Origin of the sequence: Hanstruepera flava (assembly GCF_023634025.1) — a bacterium.
Classification (GTDB): domain Bacteria; phylum Bacteroidota; class Bacteroidia; order Flavobacteriales; family Flavobacteriaceae; genus Hanstruepera; species Hanstruepera flava.
On record NZ_JALJCW010000004.1, the window covers coordinates 183,602 to 196,873 of the forward strand.

A 13,272-nucleotide genomic window follows, 5' to 3' on the forward strand; every position below is an offset into this window, starting at 1 on the left:
CATAGTATTAATATGAAAACGAATATCCAACAACATATAACCATTAAGTTATTAACCTCATTTGCTTTATTAGTAATGGTTTCATCTTGTGTAACAAGTAAGGAAATAATATACTTTCAAGATGAACCAGTTACAAAGTCAAATCAAATGGATGTAAACCCTTCAATAGCCTATAAGCCAAATGATTTACTATTTATAAGTGTAGGTGGTGACAAAGATGCTGTTGCACCATTTAATCTTCCAGCCATTTCATATAGCGCATCAGATTTAAACGCTAACGGCGAATTAAAAATGCCAACATACCTAATTGATAACAATGGAAATATTGAATATCCTGTTTTAGGCACAATTAAATTAGGTGGTTTAACACGAATGCAGGCTACAGCTTTATTAAAGAATAAGCTGTCTGAATATGTCAAGGACCCAATAGTGAACATTAGGTTGATAAATTTTACAGTTACAGTTTTAGGTGAAGTTAACTCGCCTGGTACATTTACAATTGAAGACGAACGTATTTCCTTAACAGAGGCCTTGGGCATGGCTGGAGATTTGACCATACATGGCAAGCGTGAAAATGTTTTCTTAATTCGTGAGAACGATGGTAAAAAGCAATTTACACAATTCGATTTAACATCTGTTAATGTCGTGAATTCTCCTAATTATTATCTTCAACAAAATGATGTGCTCTACGTACAACCAAATAAAGCAAAAGTTAGGTCGGCTTCCTACAACCAAAACAATGGTATAATAATTTCAGCAGTTGGGACATTAGCGACTATTTTAGCTATATTTTTAGTTCAATAACCTAAATTAAATGAAAGATACCGACCATTTTAGCGATTTAATTGAACCCTATACAAGAAAGTGGAAGTTTATTCTGCTTTGTGTAATTAGTGCGTTAGCACTCTCATTCTTATATCTACGCTATGCCAATTACGAATACCATGCAAAGGCAACTATCAAAATAAAAGACGATAAGTCTCAAAATAAATTACCAGAAATTTCATCGTTACAGAATTATGGGCTCTTTAGTAATGATAAAAACAACGTACTTGATGAAATAGAAATAATAAAATCCAGAAATTTAATAAAGAGTGTTGTTAAAGATCTCAAATTTAATGTTCAAATGTTTGTTGAGGGTCGTGTACAAGCTCACGAAGTTTATGTTAACAAGCCATTAAACATCAATTTTAGTATAACAGATTCGATACTACACAAGATTGACACAACCTTTAATATTAAAATAAACTCGTCAAAAGATTTTTATATTAAAGGATTAGATGAGGAAACTGATAATGATGGCGCACTTTATGATTTTGGCGAGAGTGTTCCAACTACTTTCGGAGATATTATCATTACCCCAAACATAGGTCAATATGCCACGAAAATTGGTTCTAAAATTAAAATTAAAGTATCACCATTAAACGGTATTACAAGTCATTATAAAAACAAGTTACAAATTGAAACCAATGAATTGTCTAGTATTATTAAGCTTTCTATTAATGACAATGTAAGGCAAAAAGGTGAACTGTTTTTAGATAAACTTATTGAAAAGTATAACGAAGATGTGGTAAACGATAAAGAAATGGTTGTTAAAACTACTTCAGATTTTATAAATAATCGTCTTGAAATTGTTTCTCGAGAATTGGGTCAGGTCGATTTAACTGCAGAAGATATTCAACAAGAGAAAAAATTGACCGATTTAGCTACGCAATCGAATTTGATGCTTCGAAATGAGCGAGAAAACGAAAGTAAGATAATTGAAGTAGCCAATCAAATTCAATTGATTGATTATATGAACGATCACTTATCTGAAAGTATAGATGCAAGCGATTTATTACCTGCAAACATTGGTATAGGCGATGACAATATAGCTCAAGTAACTAAACGTCATAACGAGCTTGTTCAAGAACGCAACCGATTGCTTAAATATTCAAGTGAAAAAAATCCAACTGTTGTTAATTTAACCAATCAGATTAATCAGTTAAAAACCAATCTTTCACAAAGCTTAAGTAGTATTCGTTCATCAAATGAAATAACGTACAATAATCTACTATCAGAAAACGCAAGAATTAGCTCACAAATCTATTCAGCACCTGAAAAGCAACGTGAGTTTAGAGACATTAAACGCCAGCAAGATATTAAAGAGTCTCTTTATCTTTATTTATTAGAAAAACGTGAAGAATCTGCAATTACACATGGTGTATCGTCTCCAAATGCTAAAATTGTAGATAAGGCATTTGCCTCAAGCAAGCCTGTTTCACCAAAAAAGGTTATTATAATATTAGCTGCATTGATACTTGGGTTTTCCGCACCTATAGGTTTGATATACCTAATGAATTTATTAGATACAAAAGTCCATACTGCAAAAGATGTCAAGAAAGAAATAGACGTGCCGTTTATTGGTGATATACCACGTTCTAACAAACGAGCACAATTAATAAATAAAGTTGATTATTCGCCAAAAGCGGAAGCCTTTAGAATGGTTCGTACGAATATCGACTTCATGCTTAAAAGTATAGACAATAGAGCAAAAACTATATTTGTAACATCTACTACTAGTAAAGAAGGAAAATCCCATACTTCAATAAATCTAGCCCTGTCATTATCTTTTTCAGAAAAGAAAGTTTTATTGATTGAAACAGATATTAGAGTGCCAAAAGCTACAAACTACTTAAATGTAAAAAATGAAATTGGTTTAACTAATTATATTAGCGACCCTCATTTAACTCTAAAAGATGTTATAAAGAACCTTGAAGGCAACGAATTTCTTGATGTTATTCCATCTGGTGTTATCCCACCTAACCCAGCGGAACTACTTATGAGTGACCGCATGCAGGAATTATTTGATGACATTAAGAACAAATACGACTATATTATTGTAGATACGGCAGCTGTTGGTTTAGTAACAGACACTATGCTTATTGGTCATCATGCCGATTTATTTATTTATGTAGTTCGCGCCAATTATATTGACAAACGCCAATTGCATTTAGCTGAAAGCATCTATAACGAAAAGCGCCTTCCGAATATGACCATATTGCTGAATGCAGTTAATCAGAAAAAAGGAAATGGCTATGGTTACGGCTATGGAAAGAATCCAAATAAAAGAAAATGGTGGAAATTTTCTTAAAATTACTTAAGCTTACGCCTTTCTTTTTCTCTTTTAATTAAAGCCAGTTCTCTTCCTGTTTGTCCAGCCACAGAAGTGTTTTCTTCAGCTCTTCGAATTAAATAAGGCATAACATCTTTTACAGGACCAAAAGGCACATACTTGGCAACATTATAACCGTAATGCGCTAAATTGAAACTAATATTATCACTCATACCAAATAATTGCCCAAACCAAACACGATTGTCATTTTTTTCAATTCCTTTTTCAGCCATCATATCCATTATAAGATAGCTACTTTCTTCATTATGTGTGCCTGCAAAAAGTGAAATAGTATCTAAATGGTCTAAAATATATTTAGCGGCAGCATTAAAGTTTATATCTGTAGCCTGTTTGGATTCACAAATTGGGGTTTGGTAGCCGTTTTCCAATGCTCTATCATTTTCCTTCTCCATGTAGGCACCTCTAACAATTTTATAGCCTAATGAAAAACCTTCTTTCTTGGCTAGCTTATGCTGTGCTTTTAAAAAATCCATACGATCGTGCCTATACATTTGAAGCGTATTATATACTATGGTTTGTTCTGTATTATACTTTCTCATCATATCTGTAACCAGCTCATCTGCCGCGTCTTGCATCCAGCTTTCTTCCGCATCAATCAAAATTTCGACATCTTTTTCTTTAGCCAATTTGCAAACAGCATCATAACGCGCTACTACTCTATCCCATTCGGCTTGTTCGGATTCATTAAAAGATTTCCCCTCTCCTTTTTTCTGATACAAATAAAACCGCCCAAAACCAGTAGGCTTAAACACAGCAATTGGCATGGCTTCTTTTTCTGCAGCAAAACGAATAATTTTTAAAGTCGTTTCTAATGCAGCATCAAAGTGCGATTCCGTTTCCTTACCTTCTACTGAAAAATCTAATACAGAACTCACGCCTTTAGAATACATGGCATCTATAACATCCAAACAATCTTCTTCATTTACACCACCACAAAAGTGGTCGAAAACAGTAGAACGAATAAGCCCTTCAACTGGCAAACTAGCTTTAATTGCAAAATTAGTAACCGCTGTCCCTATACGGACAAGTGGTTCTATTGAAATCATTTTGAATAAAAAATGAGCTCTTTCTAACTCGGTATCGCTTTTTAACTCAAAGGCGATTTCAGTATTATCAAATATTTTTTCACTTGCCATAAGCGCTAGGTTTATTATGACAAATATAATTATGATTCAGTTACTTTTTTATAAAAAAAACCTCTTATTTTTACATCGCTATTCAAAATATTACATGGACTCCATACAGACTTCAGATTACTTCATCCATTTTAATTCTACTTGCTATAATAAGTTAAATGCTCATTTAGCTGAACACAACTACTCTATTATTTTTGTTTTAGTTGATGCAAACACACATAACTATTGTCTTTCCAATTTCTTACGTCAAGTAGAAACAACTTGTCAAATAGAGATAATTGAAATTGAACCGGGTGAACAGCACAAAACCATCGACACCTGTGTTGGTGTTTGGAATGCATTATCTGAATTAGGTGCTGATAGAAAAAGCTTACTAATTAATCTAGGAGGTGGTGTGATAACTGATATTGGAGGGTTTATAGCTTCTACTTTTAAACGCGGAATTAATTACATTAATGTTCCAACATCATTATTAGCCATGGTTGATGCCTCTGTTGGAGGTAAAACCGGAGTAGATTTAGGTCATTTAAAAAATCAAATTGGTGTAATAAACACTAGTGAAATGGTATTGATTGATACTGCCTATTTACAAACACTTCCACAAAACCAACTGCGCTCTGGAATGGCAGAAATGCTAAAACATGGACTTATAGCAGATAGAGCTTACTGGGATGTGTTTGAAAACCCAAGTAAACTAAATGTCAATGACTTAGATTCATTAATCTATGATTCTGTTTTAATCAAAAAAAATATAGTAGAAAAAGACCCTAATGAAAATGGCCTACGAAAAACACTTAATTATGGACACACTTTAGGACATGCTATAGAATCTTATTTTCTATCTCATTCAAACAAAGACAGTTTGTTGCATGGTGAAGCTATTGCTATTGGCATGATTTTAGCCACATATATTTCAATTAAAGTAAGTGGATTTTCAATGGAACAGTGTGAAAATATCAAACAAACCATCTTAAACTACTTTCCTAAAGAAACTATTCAGGATTCTGATTACTTGCCAATAATTGAACTTTTAAAATTCGACAAGAAAAACGAACATGGCAATATAAACTTTGTTTTACTTGAAGATATTGGTAAACCAAAGGTTGATTGCAAGGTATCTAACGACATTATAATTGAGGCTTTTAATTATTATAAAGCATAAATTAAATTAAGAATTAATTTGTAACTTTAAGACATTGCATGAAAGGAAATAATTAAGGGATTAATACAATTCAAATAATTATGAATCATGAAACGCGTTATAGTTGACTATAAAAAACTAACTCCTAACCTGTTACAGCTACTTACAGAAAAATATCCTGATGGTTATGGAGATGATGATATAATTGTTTTTGACAATCATAAAAATGAAACTATTGAAGCTGTTGAAATTAAAACAGATGAAACCATCTATTTAGTTAAGGTAAGCAGCAAATTACATTATACTATGGCTAATTTTGATGTTAATGATGATTTAGAACTAAACGACCTTGGCCATATTGTTGTAAATGAAGATATAAGAAATGAAAAACTGACAGATGAAGAAGAATAGTTACAGATAACGCTCTTTAACAATTTCAATATGATGTTTTTCATGCCCAATAATTACAAATCCAATTGCTCTTACTGACATATTAGAACCACTAGCCTTCCCTATTTGCAATAGCATATCAGTTGTAAAACTCTCAAACAAACTCACCGTTGATGCTCTTAATAATTTATAAGATTCTAGCAATGCTTCCATATCAAGGCTATTAGCATTACTATAACGAACATAATCATTTTCTTCAAAGCCAGGAAGTGCTGTAGGATCTTGACGCGCAAAACGTAATGCCCTGTAAGCAAAAACACGTTCTGCATCAATGATATGAAGTAAAAGCTCTTTAATAGTCCACTTACCTTTTAAATAGGCATACTCCTGTTTTTCTTGTGGAATGGCCTCAAAAAATGTTAAGGTATCGCTTCCGCTTTGTTTTAACCCGGTAAGCAGATCCAAACCACTGGCTTTATTAATATAACCACTGTAGAAGTCTGCAAATTCATTATATTTTAATTCAGAAACTATCATATTTAAAACATTTCAGTATAAAAAAAGCCTTAATTACTTAAGGCTGTTTTGTGTTTTTAATTACATATTGTTAAATATGGAATGCATCAAACGCTTCTTATCATTAATACTTTCCTCCAACGAAATCATGGTTTCGGTTCTATAAACACCTTCAATATCATCTATCATAAAAATCACATCTTTAGCATGCTCTGTATTTCGAGCTCTTATTTTACAAAACACATTAAATTTACCAGTAGTTATATGAGCAACAGTAACAAATGGAATTTCGTTAATTCTCTCTATTACAAATTTAGTTTGGGAAGTTTTATTTAAAAACACACCTACATATGCAATAAAAGAATATCCTAATTTTTTATAGTCTAAAGTTAAAGAAGAGCCCTTTATTATTCCAGCTTCTTCCATTTTTTTCACTCTTACATGTACTGTACCAGCAGAAATTACCAACTTTTTAGCTATATCCGTAAACGGAACTCTTGTATTATCGATCAGCATATCAAGTATTTGATGATCAATTTCGTCTAATTTAAACTTTCCCATTTGTTAATTTTGTTTAGATAAAAATCAAAAATAATACAATTTTGTTGAATTATCTCTATCTAAAATCAAGATTCACTTAATAAAAGTGAATATTCTTCATTATTTATCAAAACGAAATCGTTTGCGAAGCCTACCTGTATTTCTTGGAAGTTTGGTGCTGAAACAAGGCTACCATTGGCATTGTATTCCCTATGTCCAAAAAATTTATCTAAATTTTCATTTTTTTCTAAAATAGGCTTGAATTTTATGTGATTATCAACCAATTGCTCTTGATATTGAAAGGCTAAATCCGTAACAAACCCACTTTTACCAACTTTAGCATTCCTAATTATAATATCAAAAAAGCATTTTTCATTTTGGGGAATGTCAAAATAAGGCTCGTAATTCTCCCCACTTACCTCTTTAGTTGCTATGTAATGTAAAGCAATCAGTAAAGATTGATAAATAAACTCACGAGTTTGTTCCCTTGCATAATCTTTTGAAAAATGCCCAGCCTCATAAAGAATCGTTGGCACACCAAGACTCTGGAAGGTGTCACCAACACAATTTTCATTATAAGTATCGTCGTATCTCCCTATTTGATTTGGAATAACTTGTTGCATACAATTGTTTACTGCAGAAATGACTTCCATGGCTTTTTTACGCGTATTAGTAACCAATCTAGATGATTCTTCTGCAGGAGATAAAAATGACAACGTAGCCGCGCTATCTGTATTACCTGCAGAAAATATGGTACGTTGTCCATGCAAATTAAAGCAGAAATGCGGCTTAAAATCATCAAATAACTTACGTAATACAACACTTTCGGGTTGCGACAATGCCTTTGCATCTCGATTTAAATCAACCGAATTGGCATTAGGTCGCGTATAGGCTTGAGCGCCGTCAGGATTTAAAATAGGAATAAACAACAATGTACATGTGCTTAATATTTCTAAACAAACACTATCTGAACTCTGAAATGCATTAAAAATATCAAAAATAGCTTTTGTTGTTGTCGATTCGTTTCCATGCATTTGAGACCACAACAAAATGCGCTTATTACCATTTCCGATTTTAACCGCATAAATTGGTCTATCCAATACTGACTTACCCACAACATTAAGACTAAAGCTTTCTGGTAGTTTTTTTAATAACGGCATTATCATTTCATTATGAATATACCTGTGAAATAATTGTGATTCCTTATAATTTTTATAGGTTGAAAAAAGCGTTGAAAATGCCATAGTTTACGTTTGCAATTACAAAGGTAAACAAATCAATATTTACAAATGTAAACACGTAATTTAAATCCACAATATACAATTGTATACAATAAGGCTTAAAAGACGGCATCAAAAATTAGAAAATAACTAGCATTTAATTTTAAATTTATTATTTAATTGTTTTTCAGTATTTTATATTATATGATATGAACTTTAAATTTAAATTTAAAATACAAATAATAGTGAGATTTATATTTAATCATATATTTTATTTACATTTGTAACATTATTATAGCCCACTTTAAAGTTCACAATGATAAACACTGATGATTTTTCGAAACGCCTCCAAAAAGTGATTAAATTCTACGATGAATCGGCTGCATCTTTTGCAGAAAAAATTGGTGTGCAACGCTCTAGTATTTCTCATATTCTTTCTGGAAGAAATAAGCCCAGTTTAGATTTTGTTTTAAAGGTGCTTTCATCCTACCCTGAAGTCGAATTATATTGGTTGCTGAATGGCAAAGGAACTTTTCCGAAACAAAAGGAAACCGTAAAGATCAATAATCCTCAACCTACTATTCCAGATATTCCAAAAAGAACTTCTGTAAATAAGGAGATTGACAGGATTGTCATTTTCTATAAGGATGGTACTTTTAAAAATTATGACGAGTCATAGTTTTTGGGCAAAATATCCTGATAACAATCACATGTTAGAGTTTTTAGTTTATTAATTTTGTAAAAAAAATAATTTAATGAGATCTATTTTCTTGTGTATTGTTTTGTTCATGTTTGTGAGCTGTTATGAAGTTGAGCGTAATTGTAAAGACTATCAGATAGGAACATTTAAAAGCGAAATAAAAATTAATGATTCCATATACACATCAGAATTTATTAGAACTAATAACCTTCAAATAGAAACCTACAATAATAAAGTAGATAGTTCTGAAGTACGATGGATAAACGATTGTGAAGTTGTATTTAAAACCATAAATCCTAAAAACAGAATAGAAAGAAAAGATATTCACTTAAAAATTTTAACTACCACAGATTCATCTTATACCTTTGAATACTCGTATGTAGGCGATAAAACAAAACAAAAAGGTATTGCTAAAAAAATAGATTAACATGCTAGATTTTTTACTTACTAGCGACGCAATAATGGCATTGCTAACATTAACTTTTCTTGAAATAATTTTAGGGATTGACAATATTGTGTTTATATCTATTGCAGCCAACAAACTTCCCGAATCCCAACGCAGCAAAGCTACCAATATTGGTTTATTATTAGCAATGGTGCAGCGCATTATATTATTATTTTTTGTATCGTTTTTAATAAGCCTAAAGGATCCTTTTTATACTATTGAAACAGAATGGCTTTATGTTGGTATTAGCTGGCAGGCTTTAATACTGTTTTGTGGTGGTTTGTTTTTAATTTACAAAAGCACTTCAGAAATTCGTGAAAAAGTTGAAGAGCCAAAACATGATGAAGATTCAGTAAAACAGAAAAAAATAAAATCGTTTTCTCAAGCCATTACTCAAATTCTTATTATCGATTTTATTTTTTCAATAGACTCAATTTTAACTGCTGTTGGTATGACAAATGGTTTGCATGAAAACCACAACTACAACCTAGTGCTTATGATAATAGCCGTGGTAATATCTATTGCGATTATGATTGGTTTTGCTAACCCAATACGGAAATTTATTGATACACACCCCAGCATTCAAATGCTTGGCTTGGCGTTTTTAATTCTTATTGGCTTTATGCTAGTTACAGAGGCTGCGCACTTATCTGAAACTGAATTATTTGGTAAATCTGTAGGCGCTATTCCAAAAGGATATTTATACTTTGCAATAGCATTTTCACTATTTGTTGAATTTTTAAATTATAGAATAACCAGAAAACAAAAATAGCTAGAGCTAGTTCTTTAGAAATTCTATCATTTTGGCATTTACTGCATCTGCTTGGTCTATTGAAAGAAAATGGCCAGCATTAGAGATCACTTCAGCTTGCCCACTTCCAATAAGTTCTTTTGTCAACCGTATTGATTTATCATTATTAATCATATCATCATCGCCAATTAAAACCAAAACCGGCATTTTTAAAGACTTTAAATCGTTTTTGCTAAATGGCGTCATGTCTAAAGTAAATTCGTTTAAAGAGTCTCGTTTAGTTGCTAGATAGTATTGATCCAGATATTTTTTTTCAATATTGGCTGGGTTTATAGACATTGTTTTCAAACTGGTTTCAAATTGTTTGTCATCTGAAGAAAACAAACTCACAATATTTTCAAATAAATTGGCGCTAGGCCTAATCCAAATAAACGTTTGGGCAGGACTTAATAATACCATTTTTTTAATCTTATCCTGATTGTATAAAGCTAAATTAACAGCCATCCACCCGCCTTTTGATGCACCAATAATACTATACTCTTTAAGCTTTAATTTTTCAATAACTTCAAAATACCAAGCAGAAACCTGCTCTATTTCATTAATTTCTGCTTCTTTATACGATTTCCCTGGCTCTAACAGAAAGTCTATGGCAAATACCTGAAAATCTTCAGATAGCGCTTTTATATTTGGATACCACATAGTGCTACTAGCATTCATACCATGCAACAATACCAGTGATTCTGAATTTCCCAAACCACTAGCTATAACATGTGCTGTTCCATATTGTGTTGGGATATATAGTTCTTGATAATCAACATCCCACAATTCAAGGGTTTTATCATAAGCATCAAAATATTTTTGGTTTGCAGGCTGTAAATTGTTAACGTATTCCGGTACTTTGGTGTATTTTGAATAATCATTTTTACAACTAACCAAGGCAACAATTAGCAAAACAAAAAATACTAATTTATATAGCTTCATAATTTAATTTATATAATTTCAAATCTACACAATTATAAAAACACCAAAACAATTTTACTTTAAGTTTTATACTTAAATTTGCACGTCATTAAGAGACAATGCATGATAAATATTCATAAAAAAACATTGCAAGATTTAGAATTCGCTACTGTTTTGGAACAAGTAAGCGAGCTTTGCATTACAAATCTTGGTCATGAAAAAGCACTACTAATAACACCTTATAAATCTAGACATGAGGTTATAGATGCTTTGAGCTTAACCAATGAATACGTCTCCTCTTTTTTTAATGACAACCGAATACCAAATCATGGTTTTGAAAGCATTGCCAAGGAATTACAACTTTTAAAAATAGAAAACACATTTTTAGAAACCCATAGTCTTAAAAAAATTGCTTCAACTTCTTTGACCGTAAACGAAATCCTTCTGTTTTTTAAGAAGTTTAAAGAATACTACCCAAAATTACAAGCTTATTCTGAAACAGTAGATTACACCAAAGTCATCATTGAAAAAATTGACAGTATAGTGGATAGGTTTGGCGATGTAAAGGATGAATCATCTGTATTGCTTGCAGAATTGCGCCAACAAATAAACAAGCTTAAAGGAAAAATTAACCAAAGCTTTGCCACAGCATTGAATTTGTATCATGGTCTAGAATATTTAGATGATATTCGGGAGTCTGTTGTAGACAACAAGCGTGTTTTGGCTGTAAAAGCCATGTATAGGCGTAAGGTTAAAGGTGCTATTATGGGTGGTAGCAAAACAGGCAGTATTGTTTATATTGAACCTGAAACTACATTACAACATACTCGAGAGCTTAACAATTTGGAGTACGAAGAGCATGAAGAAGTTATCAGAATACTTAAAGAGGTTACTAATTTTATTCGTCCATATCGTGAATTACTGATACAATATCAGGATTTTTTAACTGAACTGGATGTCATTTCAGCAAAAGCTAAATACGCAAAGGCTCTTAATGCTGTATTACCTGAATTAACCGACGATAGATCTATGTATTTGCGAGATGCCTTTCATCCGCTGTTGTTATTAAGCAATCAAAAGAAAAAAGAAAAAACATATCCTCAAACCATAGAACTTAACCAGGACAATAGAATTATTGTTATTTCCGGACCCAATGCTGGAGGAAAAAGTATTACATTAAAAACTGTTGGTTTGTTGCAACTTATGCTGCAAGCCGGCTTGTTAATACCGGTTCATGAGCGCAGTAAAGTGTTTTTATTTGATAGAGTTATTTCTGATATTGGAGATAATCAATCAATTGAAAATCATTTGAGTACATATAGCTATCGTTTAAAACAAATGAATTATTTCTTAAAAAAATGTAATAAAAACACCTTATTCCTAATTGATGAATTTGGAACTGGAAGTGACCCAGAATTGGGTGGCGCTTTAGCTGAAACATTTCTTGAAGAATTTTACCACAGAGAGGCATTTGGCATCATAACCACACACTACTCCAATCTTAAGATTTTGGCTAATGAGTTGCCATTTATGCAAAATGCCAACATGATGTTTGATGAAAAAACATTAGAGCCCATGTATAAACTGGCTTTAGGCCAAGCAGGTAGCTCTTTCACTTTTGAAGTAGCACAAAAAAACGGTATTCCCTACAGCTTAATTAATCGTGCTAAAAAGAAAATTGAACGCGGAAAAGTGCGTTTTGACAGAACAATTGCCAAGCTCCAAAAAGAACGCTCAAAACTTGAAAAAACAGAGCAATCATTAAAACTCAATGAGCGAAAAAAACAAGATGAAGCCGAAAAACTTGAAGAGATTAACAACAAAATTCAAAAAAAGCTTGAAAGCTACCAAGAATTATATGATAACAATCAACGATTAATTTATTTAGGGCAAAAAGTAAACGATTTAGCCGAAAAATATTATAATAATAAACAGAAGCGTGAGTTACTGAACGAACTTTTTAAATTAGTTCAAATTGAAAATTCAAAACGCAAAAAGGTTTCTGTAAAACAGCAAAAAGTAGAGAAAGCTAAAGCAAAGCTGGTTAAACAAGAAGCAGAAAAAAAGGTTGAAGTTATTAGAAAAAAGAAAAAAGAAGCCAAGAAAAAAGAAGCCTTAAAACCTCCTTCACCAAAACCAGTACTTAAAATTGGAGACCGCGTACGTCTTGAAGATGGCCGAGCCATTGGTAGTATTGACAAAATTGAGAAAAACAAAGCCACAGTTAACTATGGCTTGTTTACCACAAATGTAAGTTTAGAACAGTTAGAACTGGTTGAAGCAAAAAAGTAAATTGCC

General features: G+C 32.0%; 13 protein-coding genes. 8 read left to right on the plus strand and 5 right to left on the minus strand.

The annotated features are described in order from the left end of the window. Positions 1-12 precede the first annotated feature (12 nt). Both MTX13_RS12970 and MTX13_RS12975 read left to right on the plus strand, forming a co-directional pair. Positions 13-804, plus strand: coding sequence for a polysaccharide biosynthesis/export family protein (locus MTX13_RS12970; protein WP_250436341.1), 792 nt, complete (start codon positions 13-15; stop codon positions 802-804). A 10-nt stretch (positions 805-814) separates the two neighbouring features. Beyond that, entirely contained in the window at positions 815-3,133 is a 2,319-nt protein-coding gene (locus tag MTX13_RS12975; RefSeq protein WP_250436350.1) for a GumC family protein, read from the plus strand. A 2-nt stretch (positions 3,134-3,135) separates the two neighbouring features. On the opposite strand, the gene MTX13_RS12980 is transcribed toward MTX13_RS12975, so the two are convergent. After that, positions 3,136-4,311, minus strand: a complete 1,176-nt coding sequence (locus tag MTX13_RS12980; RefSeq protein ID WP_250436359.1) for a proline dehydrogenase family protein — start codon at positions 4,309-4,311, stop codon at positions 3,136-3,138. 94 nt (positions 4,312-4,405) lie between these two features. Here MTX13_RS12980 and aroB point away from each other — a divergent pair, with 94 nt between their 5' ends. Together aroB and MTX13_RS12990 are read left to right on the plus strand one after the other, a co-directional pair. Next, entirely contained in the window at positions 4,406-5,473 is a 1,068-nt protein-coding gene (aroB, locus tag MTX13_RS12985; RefSeq protein ID WP_250436594.1) for a 3-dehydroquinate synthase, read from the plus strand. Positions 5,474-5,560: 87 nt separating this feature from the next. Beyond that, on the plus strand, positions 5,561-5,863 hold the full coding sequence (locus MTX13_RS12990; protein WP_250436360.1) for a hypothetical protein: 303 nt from the start codon (positions 5,561-5,563) through the stop codon (positions 5,861-5,863). On the opposite strand, the gene MTX13_RS12995 is transcribed toward MTX13_RS12990, so the two are convergent. The 3 genes from MTX13_RS12995 to MTX13_RS13005 form a co-directional block, all read right to left on the minus strand. Further along, positions 5,864-6,379, minus strand: a complete 516-nt coding sequence (locus MTX13_RS12995) for a DinB family protein (RefSeq protein ID WP_250436362.1) — start codon at positions 6,377-6,379, stop codon at positions 5,864-5,866. A gap of 60 nt (positions 6,380-6,439) precedes the next feature. After that, entirely contained in the window at positions 6,440-6,919 is a 480-nt protein-coding gene (locus MTX13_RS13000; RefSeq protein WP_223034504.1) for an Lrp/AsnC family transcriptional regulator, read from the minus strand. 65 nt (positions 6,920-6,984) lie between these two features. Beyond that, on the minus strand, positions 6,985-8,142 hold the full coding sequence (locus MTX13_RS13005) for a M14 family zinc carboxypeptidase (protein ID WP_250436369.1): 1,158 nt from the start codon (positions 8,140-8,142) through the stop codon (positions 6,985-6,987). Between the two features lie 292 nt (positions 8,143-8,434). Here MTX13_RS13005 and MTX13_RS13010 point away from each other — a divergent pair, with 292 nt between their 5' ends. The 3 genes from MTX13_RS13010 to MTX13_RS13020 all read left to right on the plus strand — a co-directional run bounded on the left by MTX13_RS13010 (position 8,435) and on the right by MTX13_RS13020 (position 10,035). After that, positions 8,435-8,797: a helix-turn-helix domain-containing protein gene (locus MTX13_RS13010; protein WP_250436371.1), complete on the plus strand. Its 363-nt coding sequence runs from the start codon at positions 8,435-8,437 to the stop codon at positions 8,795-8,797. A 76-nt stretch (positions 8,798-8,873) separates the two neighbouring features. After that, positions 8,874-9,245 carry a DNA topoisomerase IV gene (locus tag MTX13_RS13015; RefSeq protein ID WP_250436373.1) on the plus strand — a complete coding sequence of 124 codons (372 nt, stop codon included), beginning with the start codon at positions 8,874-8,876 and terminating at the stop codon, positions 9,243-9,245. Position 9,246: 1 nt separating this feature from the next. Continuing rightward, complete coding sequence (locus MTX13_RS13020; protein ID WP_250436374.1) at positions 9,247-10,035, plus strand: TerC family protein; 789 nt, start codon at positions 9,247-9,249, stop codon at positions 10,033-10,035. 6 nt (positions 10,036-10,041) lie between these two features. Here MTX13_RS13020 and MTX13_RS13025 read toward each other — a convergent pair whose 3' ends face one another. Continuing rightward, positions 10,042-10,995, minus strand: coding sequence for an alpha/beta fold hydrolase (locus tag MTX13_RS13025; protein WP_250436375.1), 954 nt, complete (start codon positions 10,993-10,995; stop codon positions 10,042-10,044). A 102-nt stretch (positions 10,996-11,097) separates the two neighbouring features. Here MTX13_RS13025 and MTX13_RS13030 point away from each other — a divergent pair, with 102 nt between their 5' ends. Continuing rightward, positions 11,098-13,266, plus strand: coding sequence for an endonuclease MutS2 (locus MTX13_RS13030; RefSeq protein ID WP_250436376.1), 2,169 nt, complete (start codon positions 11,098-11,100; stop codon positions 13,264-13,266). Positions 13,267-13,272: the final 6 nt, after the last annotated feature.

Bases quoted from the DNA above. Each gene is read 5' to 3' on its own strand.
- MTX13_RS12970 (WP_250436341.1), top strand. From the start codon at position 13: ATGAAAACGAATATCCAACAACATATAACCATTAAGTTATTAACCTCA.
- MTX13_RS12975 (WP_250436350.1), top strand. From the start codon at position 815: ATGAAAGATACCGACCATTTTAGCGATTTAATTGAACCCTATACAAGA.
- MTX13_RS12980 (WP_250436359.1), bottom strand. From the start codon at position 4,311: ATGGCAAGTGAAAAAATATTTGATAATACTGAAATCGCCTTTGAGTTA.
- aroB (WP_250436594.1), top strand. From the start codon at position 4,406: ATGGACTCCATACAGACTTCAGATTACTTCATCCATTTTAATTCTACT.
- MTX13_RS12990 (WP_250436360.1), top strand. From the start codon at position 5,561: ATGAAACGCGTTATAGTTGACTATAAAAAACTAACTCCTAACCTGTTA.
- MTX13_RS12995 (WP_250436362.1), bottom strand. From the start codon at position 6,379: ATGATAGTTTCTGAATTAAAATATAATGAATTTGCAGACTTCTACAGT.
- MTX13_RS13000 (WP_223034504.1), bottom strand. From the start codon at position 6,919: ATGGGAAAGTTTAAATTAGACGAAATTGATCATCAAATACTTGATATG.
- MTX13_RS13005 (WP_250436369.1), bottom strand. From the start codon at position 8,142: ATGGCATTTTCAACGCTTTTTTCAACCTATAAAAATTATAAGGAATCA.
- MTX13_RS13010 (WP_250436371.1), top strand. From the start codon at position 8,435: ATGATAAACACTGATGATTTTTCGAAACGCCTCCAAAAAGTGATTAAA.
- MTX13_RS13015 (WP_250436373.1), top strand. From the start codon at position 8,874: ATGAGATCTATTTTCTTGTGTATTGTTTTGTTCATGTTTGTGAGCTGT.
- MTX13_RS13020 (WP_250436374.1), top strand. From the start codon at position 9,247: ATGCTAGATTTTTTACTTACTAGCGACGCAATAATGGCATTGCTAACA.
- MTX13_RS13025 (WP_250436375.1), bottom strand. From the start codon at position 10,995: ATGAAGCTATATAAATTAGTATTTTTTGTTTTGCTAATTGTTGCCTTG.
- MTX13_RS13030 (WP_250436376.1), top strand. From the start codon at position 11,098: ATGATAAATATTCATAAAAAAACATTGCAAGATTTAGAATTCGCTACT.